Here is a 16,856-nt window from a genome sequence, read left to right on the forward strand (position 1 = left end):
CGCGCGGAACGACTGGACAGTTGGGGGCTCCAAGGGGAGCCCCGTGAGTAGTGAGGTAGGAGAAAGCGTGGCGGGACAAAAGATCCGCATCAGGCTGAAGGCCTACGACCACGAGGCTATTGACGCCTCGGCGCGCAAGATCGTCGAGACGGTCACCCGTACCGGCGCCAGCGTGGTCGGACCGGTGCCGCTGCCGACCGAGAAGAACGTGTACTGCGTCATCCGGTCCCCGCACAAGTACAAGGACTCGCGGGAGCATTTCGAGATGCGCACCCACAAGCGCCTGATCGACATCCTCGACCCGACGCCGAAGACCGTTGACGCCTTGATGCGCATCGATCTGCCGGCCAGCGTCGACGTGAACATCCAGTAGGAGACCCAAGAACCATGGCACGTAAAGGCATTCTGGGCACCAAGCTGGGCATGACACAGGTGTTCGACGAGAACAACAAGGTCGTTCCCGTGACGGTCGTCAAGGCCGGACCCAATGTGGTGACCCGTATCCGCACCACCGAGCGCGACGGCTACAGCGCCGTGCAGCTCGCGTACGGCGAGATCAGCCCCCGCAAGGTGAACAAGCCGGTCACCGGCCAGTTCGCCGCCGCCGGGGTGAACCCGCGCCGCCACCTCGCCGAGCTCCGGCTCGACGACGAGGCCGCCGCCGCCGAGTACGAACTCGGCCAGGAGCTGACCGCCGAGATCTTCGCCGACGGCGCGTTCGTCGACGTCACCGGCACCAGCAAGGGCAAGGGCTTCGCCGGCACCATGAAGCGTCACGGCTTCAAGGGCCAGGGCGCCAGCCACGGCGCGCAGGCCGTGCACCGTCGGCCCGGCTCGATCGGTGGCTGCGCCACCCCGGGTCGCGTCTTCAAGGGCACGCGCATGTCCGGCCGCATGGGTAATGACAAGGTCACCACGCAGAACCTGAAGGTGCACAAGGTCGACGCCGAGAATGGTGTCATCTTGATCAAGGGCGCCATCCCCGGCCGCAACGGCGGGCTCGTCATGGTTCGCACCGCGATCAAACGAGGTGAGAAGTAGCAATGGCAACCACGATCGACGTTCGCACGCCGGACGGCAAGACCGACGGCACCGTGGAACTCCCGGCTGCCCTGTTCGATGTCGAGGCGAACATCGCGCTGCTGCACCAGGTGGTGACCGCCCAGCTGGCGGCCGCGCGCCAGGGCACGCACTCCACCAAGACCCGCGGTGAGGTCTCCGGCGGCGGCAAGAAGCCGTACCGCCAGAAGGGCACCGGTCGCGCCCGCCAGGGATCGACCCGCGCACCGCAGTTCACCGGTGGTGGCATCGTGCACGGCCCCAAGCCGCGCGACTACAGCCAGCGCACCCCCAAGAAGATGATTGCCGCCGCTCTGCGTGGCGCCCTCAGTGACCGCGCCCGCAACCAGCGCATCCACGCTGTTACCGAGCTGCTCAGCGGTCAGACCCCTTCGACCAAGGCGGCCAAGGCTTTCCTGGCCAGCTTGACGGAGAACAAGAAGGTGCTCGTCGTGATCGGCCGCGCCGACGAGGTGGGTGCCAAGAGCGTGCGCAACCTGCCCGGCGTGCACGTCATCTCGCCGGACCAGCTCAACACCTACGACGTGCTGCACGCCGACGACGTGGTGTTCAGCGTCGAGGCGCTGAACGCCTACATCGAGGCCAACACCAAGGAAGGGGCGAACGCCTGATGGCCACCATCGCCGACCCCCGCGACATCATCCTGGCCCCGGTCATCTCGGAGAAGAGCTACGGGCTGATCGAGGACAACGTGTACACGTTCATCGTGCACCCGGACTCGAACAAGACCCAGATCAAGATCGCCATCGAGAAGATCTTCAAGGTCAAGGTCGATTCGGTGAACACGCAGAACCGCCAGGGCAAGCGCAAGCGCACCCGTGCCGGCTACGGCCAGCGCAAGAGCACCAAGCGCGCGCTGGTCACCCTGGCCGCGGGAAGCAAGCCCATCGATCTGTTCGGAGCGCCGGCGTAGCCGGCAGGGAGATCTAGAAGAATGGCTATTCGTAAGTACAAGCCGACGACCCCCGGTCGCCGCGGCTCCAGCGTCTCCGACTTCGCCGAGATCACTCGCGATCACCCGGAGAAGTCGCTGGTTCGCCCGCTGCACGGCAAGGGTGGGCGCAACGCACACGGCCGCATCACCACGCGGCACAAGGGTGGTGGCCACAAGCGGGCCTACCGCGTCATCGACTTCCGTCGCCATGACAAGGACGGGGTCAACGCCACCGTTGCGCACATCGAGTACGACCCCAACCGCACCGCGAACATCGCGCTGCTGCACTTCCTCGACGGTGAGAAGCGCTACATCATCGCCCCCGAGGGTCTGAAGCAGGGCGCGGTCATCGAGTCGGGCGCCAACGCCGACATCAAGCCCGGCAACAACCTGCCGCTGCGCAACATCCCCGCCGGCACCGTCATCCACGCTGTGGAACTGCGGCCCGGTGGTGGTGCCAAGCTCGGCCGTTCGGCCGGTGTCAGCATCCAGCTGCTCGGCAAGGAAGGCACCTACGCCACGCTGCGTATGCCGTCCGGTGAGATCCGTCGTGTCGACGTGCGCTGCCGCGCCACCGTCGGCGAGGTGGGCAACGCCGAGCAGGGCAACATCAACTGGGGCAAGGCCGGCCGCATGCGCTGGAAGGGCAAGCGCCCCACCGTCCGTGGTGTCGTGATGAACCCGGTGGACCACCCGCACGGTGGTGGTGAAGGCAAGACCTCCGGTGGTCGCCACCCGGTCAGCCCGTGGGGTAAGCCGGAAGGCCGCACCCGCAAGAACAAGCCGAGCGACAAGCTCATCGTCCGCCGCCGGCGCACCGGCAAGAACAAGCGCTAGGCGAGGAAGGAAAGAGCCATGCCACGCAGCCTGAAGAAGGGTCCGTTCGTCGACGGCCATCTGCTCAAGAAGGTCGACGTCCAGAACGAGAAGAACACCAAGCAGGTCATCAAGACCTGGTCCCGTCGGTCCACCATCCTCCCCGACTTCATCGGGCACACCTTCGCCGTTCACGACGGTCGCAAGCACGTGCCGGTGTTCGTCACCGAGGCCATGGTCGGGCACAAGCTGGGCGAGTTCGCCCCCACCCGCACTTTCAAGGGTCACATCAAAGATGACCGGAAGAGCAAGAGGCGGTAATGACTACAGCTATCGAATACCCGTCCGCCATGGCGAAGGCGCGCTTCGTGCGTGTCTCCGCCTCCAAGGCGCGTCGCGTCATCGACCTGGTGCGGGGCAAGTCCGTCGCCGAGGCACTCGACATCCTGCGCTGGGCGCCGCAGAGCGCCAGTGAGCCCGTCGCCAAGGTGATCGCCAGCGCCGCGGCCAACGCGCAGAACAACGAGGGCCTGGACCCCGACACCCTGGTGGTGGCCGCGGTCATGGCCGACGAGGGCCCCACCGCCAAGCGCATCCGGCCGCGTGCCCAGGGCCGCGCCTACCGGATCCGCAAGCGCACCAGCCACATCACCGTGGTCGTCGAGAGCCGCCCGGCCAAGAAGAGCGGCGCCTCGGCCAACGCGGCGCGCAGCCGTCGCGCCCAGGCCAGCAAGGCCGCTTCTGCGAAGACCGCCGATTCGAAGGAGGGCTCGGAGTAGTGGGCCAGAAGATCAATCCCCACGGCTTCCGCCTCGGTATCACCACCGACTGGAAGTCCCGGTGGTACGCCGACAAGCAGTACGCCGACTACGTGAAGGAAGACGTCGCGATCCGCAAGCTGCTGGCCACCGGCCTGGAGCGCGCGGGTATCGCGAACGTCGAGATCGAGCGCACCCGGGACCGGGTCCGTGTCGACATCCACACCGCGCGTCCGGGTATCGTCATCGGCCGCCGCGGCACCGAGGCCGACCGCATCCGCGCCGACCTGGAGAAGCTGACCAAGAAGCAGGTCCAGCTGAACATCCTCGAGGTGAAGAACACCGAAAGCCAGGCGCAGCTGGTGGCCCAGGGTGTCGCCGAGCAGCTGTCCAACCGCGTGGCCTTCCGCCGGGCGATGCGCAAGGCCATCCAGTCGGCCATGCGTCAGCCCAACGTGAAGGGCATCCGGGTGCAGTGCTCGGGCCGTCTCGGCGGCGCCGAGATGAGCCGCTCGGAGTTCTACCGCGAAGGCCGGGTGCCGCTGCACACGCTGCGCGCCGACATCGACTACGGCCTGTACGAAGCCAAGACCACCTTCGGCCGCATCGGCGTGAAGGTCTGGATCTACAAGGGCGACATCGTGGGTGGCAAGCGCGAGCTCGCCGCCGCGGCCCCGGCTGCCGATCGTCCGCGTCGCGAGCGCCCGTCGGGCACCCGCCCGCGTCGCAGCGGCGCGTCGGGCACCACCGCCACCAGCACTGACGCCGGCCGTGCGGCCACGGAAGCGCCCGCGGTCGCAGAAGCGACCCAGGGCACCGAGGCCGCGGCAGGCGCGACCGAGACAACGGAGAGCTAGACATGCTTATCCCTCGCAGGGTCAAGCACCGCAAGCAGCACCACCCGCAGCAGCGCGGCATCGCCAGCGGCGGTACCTCGGTGAGCTTCGGTGACTACGGCATCCAGGCGTTGGAGCACACCTACCTGACCAACCGTCAGATCGAGTCCGCTCGTATCGCCATTAACCGGCACATCAAGCGTGGCGGCAAGGTGTGGATCAACATCTTCCCGGACCGCCCGTTGACCAAGAAGCCTGCCGAGACCCGCATGGGTTCGGGTAAGGGTTCGCCCGAATGGTGGGTGGCCAACGTCAAGCCCGGCCGCGTGCTCTTCGAGCTCAGCTACCCGGACGAGAAAATCGCGCGCGAGGCGCTGACCCGCGCGATCCACAAGCTGCCGATCAAGGCACGCATCATCACGCGAGAGGAGCAGTTCTGATGGCAGTCGGAGTTACGCCTGGCGAACTGCGGGAGCTCACCGAAGAAGAGCTGACCGATCGTCTGCGCGAGTCGAAGGAAGAGCTGTTCAACCTGCGCTTCCAGATGGCCACCGGGCAGCTGGACAACAACCGTCGGCTGCGCACCGTGCGCCGGGAAATCGCACGCATCTACACGGTGCTGCGGGAACGTGAACTGGGTCTGACCGCCGGACCCGATGGTGAGGAATCGTGATGGCAGAACAGGACAAGGGCACCAAGCACACGCCCCGTACCGAGCAGCCGCGTGGCCGTCGCAAGACCGCCATCGGCTACGTGGTCAGCGACAAGATGCAGAAGACCATCGTCGTCGAGCTGGAGGACCGCAAGTCCCACCCGCTGTACGGCAAGATCATCCGCACCACCACCAAGGTGAAGGCGCATGACGAGAACGGCGACGCCGGCATCGGCGATCGCGTGTCGCTCATGGAGACCCGGCCGCTGTCGGCGTCCAAGCGCTGGCGGCTGGTCGAGGTGCTCGAGAAGGCCAAGTAGCACCCGCAGTTCATTTCATCTCGAAAATGCCCGTCGCGTCACTTCGCGGCGGGCATTCTTCGTCTGATCGCGCCAATGTGTTTGCGGGACCGTCGGTTTCTGCATAGGATCGCGACGTGTTCTCCGGCCGTGGCACATCCCACCTGCAGACCTTGAGATGCGGGTGGACCAGCAGTTCTCTGTGCCCAGCCGCGTCGGCGGGCTGAGCCGACGATGGCTCTCCGATCCCATCTGGTCGCTTCGATGCCAGTAGCCGATGTCGCTAGCCTCGGTTCGCTGGACCGGCCCGCGCTGCTCACCCCGCCTTCCCCGGCCAGGCACAAACCCCGTAGCGTCGCCATCACCCTGGCCTCCGACGTTCTCACCGCGGCGGTGTCGCTGGCCGGCGGGGTCTGGTGGGCGTCGCTGGACAACGCCAACCTGGCGCCGGGCTGGCTGACGGTGCTGTTCGTTCCGTTGGTGGTGCTGCTGCTGAGCGTGCGCGGGGTTTACCAGCGCCGGCTCAACAGCAAGTTCCTCAACGAGATCGGCCCGATCGAGACCACCATCGCGGTGTCGGCCATCGTCTGGTTGGCGGCGATGGTTCTGCTGAACGTGCCGGGCCGGCCCGGGAAGATGGCGATCTACACCTGGATCTTCGCCGCGCTGCTGATCCCGCTCGGGCGGTTCGTCCTGGTGGCGATCCGGCGCCTGCAGCAGCGCACAGGCCAGTGGGGCGCTCCCACCCTGATCGTGGGCAACGGGCGGGTGGCCCACCAGATCATCGAACGCCTCGAGTCCTCGCCCGAATATGGTCTGCACCCCATCGGCCTGCTCGACGACGAGGCCCCCAACCTGGGCGGCGAGTCGCTGTCGGAATCCGCGGTGCCGTACATCGGCACGCTGGACGACATCGACCGCGCAGTCACCGAAACCGGCGCGGAGAACATCTTCATCGCCTTCTCGCGGAGCCGTGATCAGGCCTTCACCGACGTGGTGCACATCGCCCACCGCCGAGGGCTACGGGTCTGGGTGGTGCCCCGCATGTTCGACACCATCGGCGAGCGGGCCCGCATCGAGCACATCGGCGGCCTGCCGGTGCTGGCGCTGTCCTACACCAACCCCAACGGTTGGCAGTTCACCGCCAAGCACGCGTCCGACCGGATCCTGGCGGGACTGGGGCTGCTGGTCATCTCGCCGCTGTTCCTGACCTTGATGCTGTTGGTCAAGCTCAGTTCACCGGGGCCGATCTTCTTCCAACAGGAGCGGGTGGGCCGCGACGGCCGGGTGTTCGGCTGCCTGAAATTCCGCTCGATGCGGCCGCCGAGTGCTTCTGACGCCCGGTTCGAGCTGATCACCGGTGCGGCGCCCGGCGGGGTGGAGGGGGTGGACCGCCGCACCAAGGTCGGCAAGTTCATGCGGGCGACCTCACTCGACGAGCTGCCGCAGCTGATCAACGTGCTCCGCGGCGAGATGAGCCTGGTGGGACCCCGACCCGAACGCCCCGACTTCGTGGAACTGTTCGAGATGCAGATCCGCCGCTACGGCGAACGCCACCGGGTGAAGGCCGGCGTGACGGGGTGGGCTCAGGTCCACGGACTACGGGGACAGACCTCGATCGCCGACCGCGCCGAGTGGGACAACTACTACATCGAGAACTGGTCGCTGGGGCTGGATGTGAAGATCCTGCTGCTCACCGTCGCCGCGGTGTTCCGGGGCTCGGAGTAACTCAGCTCGGGCGCAGCAGCCCGGCCTCGTGATAGCCGCGGTCGGTGTTCACCTGCCACGGATCGACGTTCTTGCCGAAGTAGCGGTCCACGCTCTGCATGGCCGACAACATGGCGTGGTCCTGGTTGTCGTAGCGGTGCATGCCGTTGCGCCCGATCGTGTGCAGCGACGGGTAGGTGGCGCGCAGATAGTCCCTGATCTGCGCGACGCTGCGGTCCTGCGCTGCGTTGCGGATCGGGTAGGCGTAGCGGGAGCGGACCACCATGACGTGCTCCACGTCGCCGGTGCTCACACCGAGGGTGCGCAGGTCGCGTTCCACGGTGGTGGTGAGGTCTTCTGTCGTGGAGGGGCGCAGCTCCTCGTCCGGGCCGATGAAGTACTCGAAGCCGAGGTAGGTGCCGTCGAATCCCTTGGGCGCCAGCGCACTCGACCAATGGGCGTAGTTCTGGATCCGACCCACCCGGAACCCGTCGCCAGGGGTGTACACCCAGTTGTAGGGCATGTCGTAGCGGGTGCCCAGCGCGACGGCCACCGTCACCAGCCCGCGGTGCTTCAACGTGGCGGCCAGGCGGCGGATGCGCTCGGGCGGCGCCGGATCGAGGGCCTCGACCAACAGCCGCAGCGGCATGCTGGAGAACACCGCGTCACCGGTGAGGGTGTCGCCGTTGTGCAGTTCCACCGTCCACATCCCGCCGGAGAACCGCACGCGGACAACGCGGGCGTCCAGCGCGGTGCTCACCCCCGCCGCATCCAGCGCGGCAGCAGCGGCTTCCCACAGCTGGCCCGGTCCGTAGCGGGGGTAGAGGAAGGCATCCTGGTCCACGTCGCGCTGCGCCCGGCGGCGCAGGTCCCAGTGAATCGGCTTGATCCGCTGCTCGGCCCAGTCGCTGGTGATGGAATCGGGTTCGGCGCGCCAGGTCTTGCGGACGTAGCCGTCGAAGAACATCTGGTACCAGTAGCGGCCGAAGGTGTCGGTGCCCCAATCCTGGAAGCTCGCCGACTCGTCGGGAGAGCGGGCGCTGCGCTGCATCCGGCTGGCGGTGAAGCTGCCCAGACCCCGCATGCCGCGCCACAGACCCAGTTGGGTCAACAGTTCCCGCCCATGCAGGGGATAGCGAACGAAGTGACCGTCGACCAGCATGGCCGACCGCCGTCGCACCGAGATCCACTGGTCCGGCGGCAACAGCGACTTCCACAGCTCCATCACGGTCTCGTTGCGGGTGAAGAAGCGGTGCCCACCCGGGTCGACGCGCCACTGATCCCTCCGCGGGGTGCGCGCCAGGCCGCCCACCTGACCGGTCTCTTCCAGAATCCGCGGCCTGACGCCCATGCCCGCCAGCGTCAGTGCCGCCGTCAGCCCGGCCGGTCCGGCGCCGATGATCAGTGGCTCGGCCACGGTCACCGGCCCCGGCGCTGGGGGGAGAGCTGAAATTCGGAGAGCAGCTGGTCGATGGAGCCGGGTTCGAGGTCGTTGAGGGGGGTCGACAGGAAGGCCAATTGCGCGTACTGGCTCTGCATCGGCAGGAAGCCCGACAACAACGGTTCGGCGGTGGTGCGGATGACGAGGTCGACCTCGCCGATGTCGAAGGCGTCCGCGATGTCGATGTGCTCACGCTGGGCGCGCAGGTGGGCCTCGCGCATCTCGTCGACGGCGTCGTAGGCGGCCAGGATGTTGATCCTGAAATCCTCACCGATCATCGTCGTCTCCAGTTTGCGGGCGGCTGACAGATAGGTACCCGGTAAGAGCTCGCGTTTACCGTGCAATCGCACGGAACAGGACGCCGGATCAAAATTCTGCGGCAGCAGCGTGGTGAAGAAATGGGTGGAAGCGGCGAAAACCGCGTCCAATTCTTCGTCGGCTCGTCCGAGGTTTGCCCGGCTGAGGTTGTACACGGTGGCGGTGCGGACGCCACGGTCGTGTAAAAGCCTCAGAATGTCGGTGACTTTGTGGGCGCCGCGCAGATACGCCTCGGCGAGCGTGGTGGTGTTGGCCTCGGCCCAGCGGCGCAATCCATCGGGGATCAAGCCCACATGAGCCGGTCCTCGGTGCACCTCGTACCCCCTGGCGACAGCGCTGCGGGCAAATGTACATCGTGTAGCGGGCGGGACGCTAGGGGCGTGGCACCGACTCGAACATGCGCTGAGCTGCGAGGTTGGCCAGATCGGTGATCACCTGGATGTGCCCGGTTCCCCACAGCCGCGGCTTCTGGTCGAACACACACAGGCTGCCCACGGCGTTGCCGTCGGGGCTGATCAGCGGAATGCCCAGATAGGACACGAGCGTTCCGTCCAGTACCGCGGGGTGGTTCTTGAACACCGGATCTGTGCGGGCGTCTTCGAGCACCAGGGGTGCGCCGCTGGCCACGGCGTACTGGCACACCGACCGCTCGAGGGGAGTTTCACGGTCGGCCTCGGACGTGATCTGCAGGCCGATGGCGCTCTTGAAGAATTGCCGATTGGCATCGATCAAGGTGACGGCCGCGAACGGTGCGTCGAGTGCAGCGGCGGCGGCGCGGGTGATCCGGTCGTACACCTCTTCGGTCGGCGAGTCCAGCAGCCCGGTGGCCTGCAGGGCCGCCAGCCGCTGCGGATCGGTGACGGTGGCGCGGGCGCTGGGCATCGGCGGCTTGCTGAGCTGTTCGAGAGCCGCCAGTCGGGACACCAACTCGTCGAGCTGGCTACTGCCGGTCGCCCGGTGATCGGCCACCATCTGTGCGGCGACGGCCCGGGTGACATAGGACCGGACATCCTCGCCTGAATCGAGCGCGCACTGTTCGAGGGCACGGTTGAGCCAGTCGTCGAACCCGGACAGGGATGCGGTCACGGACTCACGCTAAACCACTCGGGGGTGCCGGGCACCAACTAATTGCCGAGGCTTCGGCGACGTGCGTGAGCCGCGCCCATTGTCGAACACCTATTTTCGGTAACGACAGGTGTCGAGTTTTTGCGTTGACGCAGGCGTCAAACATGACATTTCGCGCGTTATGTTTGCGGGTGACACGGTAACTGAATACGCTTTCGCCGTGAATTGGGGAGGGGCCGGCGGTGCACGCGTCGTGGCGGCCGTCATGGTCGGGGTACTGCTCACCGGATCGGGGGCGGGGCCTGCGACGGCAGAGCCCGGCGACGGCCCACTACTGGCCACCGCGCCGACCCTGCGTCTGACCGATCTGGGCGTGCAGCCCGTCCTCCCGTTCTATGGAGCCGCGGGGGAGACGTCGTTGACGTTGCCTGTCCCGCAAGGACTCTCACCGGCCTCGCTGGACGTGCTGGTCGAGCTGCCCGTCAACGTCGCCTCCGGGACCCTGATCGTGTCTCAGGAGGACCGCACGCTGGCGCGGGTCGGGTTGCCCCCGAACGCCGACCGCGCCCCGGTGTCCCTGCCGCTGACCGGGGTGCAGGTCACCGACAACGCAGTGACGGTGACGTTGCGCAGCTACCTGGTGCCGATCCAGGGCTACTGCCTGGACCCGGCGAACCCGCTGCGGCTGACCGACGCCAACCTCCGTTACGAGGGCACCGAACGACCGCCGAGCACCGTCGCCGAATTCCTGCCGCCGGTACTGCGCCAGCTGGACCTGTTCATCCCACCGGAACCGACCAGCGCCGAAACCGACGCCGCGCTGCGCCTCGCGACTGCGGTGGTGGCGCGCTACGGCCAGCAGGACACCGTGGTGACGGTCTCGCCACTGGCCGACGGACAGAGTGTTCCCGCGCGCCCGACGCCGCCGTTCCAGCGCCAGGTGGTGATCCGCGAAGGCGGCGATCAGGGTGTGGGCTTCACCCCCGGACCCGGCGTACCCACGCTGAGCATCGGCGGCCCCGCCGCCGAGATGGCCAATCAGACCAGGCTGCTCAGCAGCGATCTCGGGCGGTTGGCGCTGAGCTCACGAGCGGTGGCCGGCCCGTTGCGGTCCAGCCCGCAGCTACCGACCGATGTCACCACATTGCGTGACCTCGGGCAGGGCGGCGTCACCGCGACCGCGCTGACGCCGCAGGTCAACATCGCGCTGGACCAGACCCGGCTCGGCCGCGCGGCCCACGATCTGCGGGTGCACCTGCGCGGCTCCTACACTCCGCTGCCCGACAGCGTGGGCGGGCAGCTGGTCGCCTCCATCGGCGGGGAGACGATCGACCGGTGGACGGTGGACTCCTCCGGAGTCGTCGACCACTGGGTCGACGTGCCCGACCGGCTCCTGCAGCGCTACACCAATCTCGGTGTGGCCATGGACATCACCGGCAATGTCGGGCAGTGCGGCGAGTTCCAGCCCGTCACGCTGACCATCGACGGGGACAGTCCGGTGCAGAGCCAACCCGCCGATCCGCCGGTGCCCGGCGGGTTCCAGTCCCTGCCGCAGGCCCTCATGCCACGGGTCGAGGTGGGCATCTCCGCGGACTTCGACGACGCCCGCCGCGCGGTGGGTATCCTGGTGGGTCTGCAGCGGCTGAGCGCGCTGCCCATCGACACCGCGGTGGTGCCGGTGGACGAGGCGCTGCGGTCGCCGAATCCGGCGGTGATCATCGACGCCGACAGTTGGTCCCACGAGGGCGTCACGCTGCCCGTGGCAGGCAATTCCGATGGCGAGATCACCGTGCGCGACGCCGCGGGCGACGGCGAACCGAGCACCCTGCGACTGAACCCGGCGTTGGCGTTCGGCTCGCTACAGACGGTCTACAGCGGCGGCCGGACGCTGCTGGTGGCCACGTCCAACGGGGCGCCGGCGCAGCTCGACGAACTGATGGACTGGCTTGACGCCGATCCGGAACGCTGGGCGCGGCTGTCCGGTGACGCGCTGATCTCCGCGCCGGACCAGGCCCCTGTTGTGGTGGACACGATGGCCGAGCAGCAGCCGGCCGCCGACGACAACACGCGCTTCCCGGTGCTGTGGGTCGGTATCGCGGTTGCGGTGGTGGTGGGCGCAGCCCTGGCCGTCGGTGTGGTGATGTCGTTGCGGCGCAAGCGAACCTGATTGATCACCGTCGACACCGCACCGGCCGGGTCCCCATCGCGGGGCACCCCGGCCGCGCGCCTGGGCAGCTGGTATGCCGATCTCAACCCGACGGTGCGCGTCGGCCTGCGCTGGCTGCTGATTCTGGCCTGCGCGGTGGTGGCTTTCTGGCACAGCATCATTGCCCTGGTGCACACCACGCTGGTCGGCGGCATCGGCGGCTATGTGTGGACCGTCCCGGTGATCGCCGTGATGACCGCGGCCGCAGTGGCCCGCCGGTACCGCACCGAGCTGCCCATCCACGATCGCCAGACCGACATGATCGTCGCCATCATGGGCCTGGTCCTGGCCGGGCTGATCCAGCTGGTGCTGGTGCCCCGCTTCGCCGAGTTCTTCCACCTGCTGCGCCTGGATCTGGTGGCGATGCTGCTGTTCATCCTGAGCTCGTGCATCGCGCTGTTCGGTCTGCGTCCGGTGGCTCGCTTCGGGCTGGTGTGGGCGCTGACGTTCACGGTGTTCTCGCTGCCGTACTACCTGGTGGTGCTGATCATCGGCGGCGGGCGGGGAGCGGCGGGCGCGGCCACGCTGCTGATCTCCTCGCTGGGTGTGGCGATCGCCGTCGGCAACACGCGCAGGCGGGGTTTCATCGGCTTCTGCGTGGCCTCGGTGGTGGGGGTCGGGTTGTTGTTCGCCCTGGGCACGGTGTGGCGGGAGGCGCCCATGCGGATCTATCAGGGAGTGCCCGCGGTGGGGACGTTCTGCCTGGTGGTCGGCATCACCTTCCTGCTGCGGATCCGCCGCGACGGCACGCCGTTCACCGTGCTCAATCGCAAGGTCGAACCGCTGGCTGCCAAACAGGTCTGGTCCGCTATCCCGCTGGTGATCGGGGCCGCCCTGGTGCTGGCGTTCGTCCCGCTCCCGGCGCAGGCCGACACCTCGGGGATCCAGCGGGCCGCGCCGGGGGAGTTGACCTTCGGTCAGCCCGTGGTGGCACCGCGCGGCTGGGATACCGTGGCGCGCAGGAACTTCCGCGCAGTCGCCCGGTTCTACAGCAACGACTCGGTGCTGGTGCGCCAGCAGATGCTCGCCGAGACCGGTGACCGGCGCTTCGACAAGCTGTCGCGACCGCGCACGGTGATGGTGGACAGCATCGTCAGCCAGCGGCCGTCCACCTTCAACGTGTATCCGGCCCGGGCGATCTACGACATGACCGGAGCCAGGACCAGCCCCACCCACACGGTCGACCTGGGCTACGGCGTCGAAGGTCAGATCCTCTCGGTGGTCGACGACAACCTGCTGGTCACCTGGAATGCGCTGCGCTTCGACTGGGGTGATGAGCGGCTGGCGCAACGCATCACCGTCTTCGCTGTGGACAACCACGACCCCGACGCCCCCTTCCCGCAGCCCAGCGGGTCGACCTTGGGCACCCTGCGCACGCTGTTCACGTTGCTGTTCCGCGGCAACGACGTGCTGGATCAGCAGGCGCCGTCCTTCAAGGACGAGGAGCTGCTGACCGAATTCGGCCGGGCCCTGGTGGCCGCGCAGTTCGTTCCGGCGGGGCAGGACAGGTGAGCGTCGGTCCGGCCATCCGCGTCCTCGACATGTCCGACGAGGACGACCGCCGCTACGCGTTGCACCGCGCCATCAACCGGTTGCGCGACGACGATCCGGTGGCGTCGGCGGCCAACCCGGTGCTGGGGTGGCAACGCATCGTGTTGTGGGCGCTGCTGGGCGTCGTGGTGGTGTGCCTGGTGCTCGCGCCCATGCCCACCGCGGTGGCGCTGATCGGACTGTGCACCGCGGGATATCTGCTGACCATGGCCGACCGGGTGCTGATCTTCCGGCAGGGGTTGGCCGCCAGCGCCATCAGGATCACCGATGACGAGGCCCGCGAGATCCCGGACGACGAACTGCCGCTCTACACCATCCTGGTCCCGGCCTACAACGAACCGGAGGTGGTGGGCGACCTGATCGGGGCCATGGCCGCACTGGAGTATCCGGCGGACAAGCTGCAGATCCTGTTGCTGCTCGAAGAGGACGACGAGGTGACCATCACCGCGGCCAGGGCGTGCGCCGAGTCCGACGCGATCACCATCTGTCTGGTGCCACCGGCGGATCCCCGCACCAAGCCCAAGGCCTGTAACTACGGGCTGCACTTCGCCACCGGTGAGATCATCACGATCTACGACGCCGAGGACCTGCCGGAGCCGTTGCAGCTGCGCCGTGTGGTGACCGCGTTCCGCAGCCTGCCGGACACGGTGGCCTGTGTGCAGGCCAAGCTGGCCTATCACAACGGCCGGCAGAACATCCTCACCGGCTGGTTCACCGCCGAGTACGGGTTGTGGTTCGGGTACCTGCTGCCGGGCTTCATGCGCACCAACTCACCGATTCCGCTGGGCGGCACCTCCAATCACCTGCGCCGCGATGTCCTGGACCCGATCGGCGGGTGGGACCCGTTCAACGTCACCGAGGACGCCGACCTGGGTATGCGGATCGCCTCGTCCGGATTCCACACCGCCGTCATCGATTCCACCACGCTGGAGGAAGCCAACAGCGATGGCATCAACTGGATCCGGCAGCGCTCGCGCTGGTACAAGGGCTATCTGCAGAGCTGGCTGGTCCAGATCCGACGTCCCGTCCGGCTCTACCGCACCATCGGTTTCCGAAACTTCCTGCGCTTCAACCTGGTGCTGGCGGGCACGCCCATCATCGCGGTGCTCAATCTGGTGTTCTGGTTGATCACCATGCTCTGGTTTCTCGGCCAGCCCCAGCTGGTCGAAGAAGTGTTCCCGATGTACATCTACTTCCCGGCGCTGGTGGCGCTGGTGCTGGGCAACGCGGCCACCCTCTACATGAACCTGATCGCGCTGCGCGAGGACGACCGCTCCGATCTGTTGCTGCCCGCGCTGACGGTTCCGGTGTTCTGGTTGATGATGAGCGTGGCCGCCACCAAGGGCGTCTACCAGATGATCCGTCAACCGTCATACTGGGAGAAGACTTTTCACGGCCTGTCCGAAAAGCCCGCGCAGTGATGGCGCGGTGGAGCACCCGCCGGCTCAAGGTTGTCGTCTTCGTGACCGCCCTCGTCGGTTACGCGCTCGTCGGGTACTGGCTGCAGGTGCGCAATGGGTTCATCATCGGCGATGCGCTGTCGCGGGTGGTGGCCGCTCAGTCGGTGCTGTTCAGCAGGGACCCGCATCTGGCCGCCATCGGCTTCATCTTCACGCCGCTGACAGCGCTGGCGCAGCTGCCGGCGGTCGCGCTGAGCCCGGTGTGGCCGGAGATGACCGAGCGCGCGTTCGCGGGCAGCATCTCCTCCGCGTTCTTCATGGCTGCCGCGGTGACACAAGTCCTGTCGATGGGCACCGATCGTGGTCTGCCGCGGTGGTATTCGATCACCATCACCGCGTTGTTCGCGCTGAACCCGATGATCGTCTTCTACGGATCCAACGGGATGAGCGAGGCGCCGTTCATCTTCTTCATGACGTGGGCGGTACGCCGGCTGATCATGTGGATGATCAACGACGACGTACACCATCTGGTGGTGGCGGGCGCGATCGCCATGGGGCTGGCCTACCTGACCCGGTACGACGCGGTGGCGTGCGTCGCCGCGGCCGGGATCCTGGTGGGCGTCACCACCTTCCTGCGCGCACGCACACAACCCCGGATCCGGCGGGCACTGCTGGATCTGTTGATGGTCAGCCTGCCCGGCTTCGCCGCGTTCCTGGGCTGGGCGGTGGTGAGCTGGCTGATCACCGGTGAGGCCTTCGCGCAGTTCACCTCCCAGTACGGCAATGCCGCGATCCTCGCCCAGACCGGCCAGTCGGCACCGGACTTCCTGGAGGGCATGTCCTTCGCCGTCGTATGCATCACCCTGCTGGCGCCCACCGTCGTGCCGCTGGCCGGCTGGGCGGTGGCGCGGCGCTGGGGCCGGCCGTACTGGCCCACGCTCCTGGTGCCCCTGACCATTTTCGGTGCCGCGCTGACGTTTCAGAGCTACGCCTACGCCACGGGCAGCACGTTCGGATTCCTGCGGTTCTACATCATCGCGATTCCGTTGGCCGCCTGCCTGGCCCTGCTCGCGGTGCCCGACGGCGTGCTGCTGCCCACCAAGCGCCCGGGCCGGTTCGCGCCCCCCGCCCCGGTGGACCCGGCCGCGTCGTTCCGCGGCCCGCACTCGCGGTGGTCCCATGTGGCTGTCGCGGTGGTGTTCGCGATCTCGCTGCCGGTGACCGCGTGGGGGATGGGCCAGCCGAAGTACGCTCCCCAGGAGTTCGCCCTCGGCGCAGTGCTGGCGCCCCAGCCGGACAGCCTCAGCGAGCAGAAGGCCCACGAGCACCGCATCGCCGCGACCTTCTCCACCGAGCGCGAGATCGCCCACTACCTCGACCGCCTCGGGTTGGCCGAAGGGTCGGTCATCACCGACACGGTGTTCGGCTTCGCTGTGCTCGCCGCTGCCGACAACCCCAGGATGTACGTGATCCCGTCGGATCCGGACTTCACCGCGGCCCTCAACGACCCGGTGGCCGGCGGGGTGCGGTACATGCTGGCGGTCCCGCCCACCGGCCGCGGTGTGTCCGACGCGCTGAACCTGCGGTACCCCACGCTCTACGAGACGGGCGCCGACGTGGCCACCCTGGAGCTCGAGGTGCCCAACGCCGGTGACGGTCAGCCGGACTGGCGGCTGTACCGGGTCAACGAGGAAGTGCCCGCCGGCTGACGAGTCAGCAGGACAAACGGCAGTTGAACACACTGTGGGCGAACAAACGCGGGTGTACTGTGCGCTCGAGGTCTTCAGCACGCA

At 67.6% G+C, this 16,856-nt stretch carries 19 protein-coding genes; 16 read left to right on the top strand and 3 right to left on the bottom strand.

Annotated elements, in window-relative coordinates:
- The first annotated feature begins 67 nt into the window (after positions 1–67).
- The 12 genes from rpsJ (at position 68) to G6N58_RS16035 (ending at position 7,103) form a co-directional block, all read left to right on the top strand.
- The gene (rpsJ, locus tag G6N58_RS15980) at positions 68–373 is read left to right on the top strand and encodes a 30S ribosomal protein S10 (protein ID WP_003883485.1); all 306 of its coding nucleotides are present in this window, start codon (positions 68–70) and stop codon (positions 371–373) included.
- A 14-nt stretch (positions 374–387) separates the two neighbouring features.
- Positions 388–1,041, top strand: coding sequence for a 50S ribosomal protein L3 (rplC, locus tag G6N58_RS15985; RefSeq protein ID WP_068915605.1), 654 nt, complete (start codon positions 388–390; stop codon positions 1,039–1,041).
- A 2-nt stretch (positions 1,042–1,043) separates the two neighbouring features.
- On the top strand, positions 1,044–1,691 hold the full coding sequence (gene rplD / locus G6N58_RS15990) for a 50S ribosomal protein L4 (protein WP_115278044.1): 648 nt from the start codon (positions 1,044–1,046) through the stop codon (positions 1,689–1,691).
- Positions 1,691–1,993 (top strand): 50S ribosomal protein L23, encoded by a 303-nt coding sequence (gene rplW / locus G6N58_RS15995; RefSeq protein ID WP_068915607.1) that lies wholly within the window; start codon positions 1,691–1,693, stop codon positions 1,991–1,993. Before rplD ends, rplW begins: the two co-directional genes overlap by 1 nt.
- Positions 1,994–2,014: 21 nt before the next feature.
- Positions 2,015–2,851, top strand: a complete 837-nt coding sequence (gene rplB, locus G6N58_RS16000) for a 50S ribosomal protein L2 (RefSeq protein ID WP_083736077.1) — start codon at positions 2,015–2,017, stop codon at positions 2,849–2,851.
- An 18-nt stretch (positions 2,852–2,869) separates the two neighbouring features.
- Positions 2,870–3,151 carry a 30S ribosomal protein S19 gene (gene rpsS, locus G6N58_RS16005; RefSeq protein WP_068915609.1) on the top strand — a complete coding sequence of 94 codons (282 nt, stop codon included), beginning with the start codon at positions 2,870–2,872 and terminating at the stop codon, positions 3,149–3,151.
- The gene (gene rplV / locus G6N58_RS16010) at positions 3,151–3,609 is read left to right on the top strand and encodes a 50S ribosomal protein L22 (RefSeq protein ID WP_068915610.1); all 459 of its coding nucleotides are present in this window, start codon (positions 3,151–3,153) and stop codon (positions 3,607–3,609) included. Before rpsS ends, rplV begins: the two co-directional genes overlap by 1 nt.
- On the top strand, positions 3,609–4,445 hold the full coding sequence (gene rpsC / locus G6N58_RS16015; RefSeq protein WP_068915611.1) for a 30S ribosomal protein S3: 837 nt from the start codon (positions 3,609–3,611) through the stop codon (positions 4,443–4,445). Before rplV ends, rpsC begins: the two co-directional genes overlap by 1 nt.
- A gap of 2 nt (positions 4,446–4,447) precedes the next feature.
- Positions 4,448–4,864, top strand: a complete 417-nt coding sequence (rplP, locus tag G6N58_RS16020; protein ID WP_068915612.1) for a 50S ribosomal protein L16 — start codon at positions 4,448–4,450, stop codon at positions 4,862–4,864.
- The gene (gene rpmC / locus G6N58_RS16025) at positions 4,864–5,097 is read left to right on the top strand and encodes a 50S ribosomal protein L29 (RefSeq protein ID WP_068915613.1); all 234 of its coding nucleotides are present in this window, start codon (positions 4,864–4,866) and stop codon (positions 5,095–5,097) included. Before rplP ends, rpmC begins: the two co-directional genes overlap by 1 nt.
- Positions 5,097–5,396 (top strand): 30S ribosomal protein S17, encoded by a 300-nt coding sequence (gene rpsQ, locus G6N58_RS16030; RefSeq protein WP_068915614.1) that lies wholly within the window; start codon positions 5,097–5,099, stop codon positions 5,394–5,396. The genes rpmC and rpsQ overlap by 1 nt, the downstream gene beginning before the upstream one ends.
- Before the next feature lie 243 nt (positions 5,397–5,639).
- Positions 5,640–7,103, top strand: a complete 1,464-nt coding sequence (locus tag G6N58_RS16035) for a sugar transferase (protein ID WP_115278043.1) — start codon at positions 5,640–5,642, stop codon at positions 7,101–7,103.
- 1 nt (position 7,104) lies between these two features.
- Here G6N58_RS16035 and G6N58_RS16040 read toward each other — a convergent pair whose 3' ends face one another.
- The 3 genes from G6N58_RS16040 to G6N58_RS16050 all read right to left on the bottom strand — a co-directional run bounded on the left by G6N58_RS16040 (position 7,105) and on the right by G6N58_RS16050 (position 9,927).
- The gene (locus tag G6N58_RS16040) at positions 7,105–8,505 is read right to left on the bottom strand and encodes an FAD-dependent oxidoreductase (protein ID WP_115278042.1); all 1,401 of its coding nucleotides are present in this window, start codon (positions 8,503–8,505) and stop codon (positions 7,105–7,107) included.
- Positions 8,502–9,134 (bottom strand): undecaprenyl diphosphate synthase family protein, encoded by a 633-nt coding sequence (locus tag G6N58_RS16045; RefSeq protein ID WP_115278041.1) that lies wholly within the window; start codon positions 9,132–9,134, stop codon positions 8,502–8,504. The genes G6N58_RS16040 and G6N58_RS16045 overlap by 4 nt, the downstream gene beginning before the upstream one ends.
- 79 nt (positions 9,135–9,213) lie before the next feature.
- The gene (locus G6N58_RS16050; RefSeq protein WP_232067883.1) at positions 9,214–9,927 is read right to left on the bottom strand and encodes a GAF domain-containing protein; all 714 of its coding nucleotides are present in this window, start codon (positions 9,925–9,927) and stop codon (positions 9,214–9,216) included.
- Positions 9,928–10,126: 199 nt separating this feature from the next.
- On the opposite strand from G6N58_RS16050, the gene G6N58_RS16055 reads away from it, so the two are divergent.
- The 4 genes from G6N58_RS16055 to G6N58_RS16070 are packed head-to-tail and all read left to right on the top strand — an operon-like array spanning position 10,127 to position 16,772.
- The gene (locus tag G6N58_RS16055; protein ID WP_336385834.1) at positions 10,127–12,073 is read left to right on the top strand and encodes a hypothetical protein; all 1,947 of its coding nucleotides are present in this window, start codon (positions 10,127–10,129) and stop codon (positions 12,071–12,073) included.
- On the top strand, positions 12,074–13,624 hold the full coding sequence (locus G6N58_RS16060) for a hypothetical protein (RefSeq protein WP_232067884.1): 1,551 nt from the start codon (positions 12,074–12,076) through the stop codon (positions 13,622–13,624).
- Between the two features lie 29 nt (positions 13,625–13,653).
- On the top strand, positions 13,654–15,084 hold the full coding sequence (locus G6N58_RS16065) for a glycosyltransferase (protein WP_115281477.1): 1,431 nt from the start codon (positions 13,654–13,656) through the stop codon (positions 15,082–15,084).
- Complete coding sequence (locus G6N58_RS16070) at positions 15,084–16,772, top strand: glycosyltransferase family protein (protein ID WP_115278040.1); 1,689 nt, start codon at positions 15,084–15,086, stop codon at positions 16,770–16,772. The genes G6N58_RS16065 and G6N58_RS16070 overlap by 1 nt, the downstream gene beginning before the upstream one ends.
- The last annotated feature ends 84 nt before the right edge of the window (positions 16,773–16,856 follow it).

Source organism: Mycolicibacterium tokaiense, from assembly GCF_010725885.1.
In the GTDB taxonomy this organism is placed as follows: domain Bacteria; phylum Actinomycetota; class Actinomycetes; order Mycobacteriales; family Mycobacteriaceae; genus Mycobacterium; species Mycobacterium tokaiense.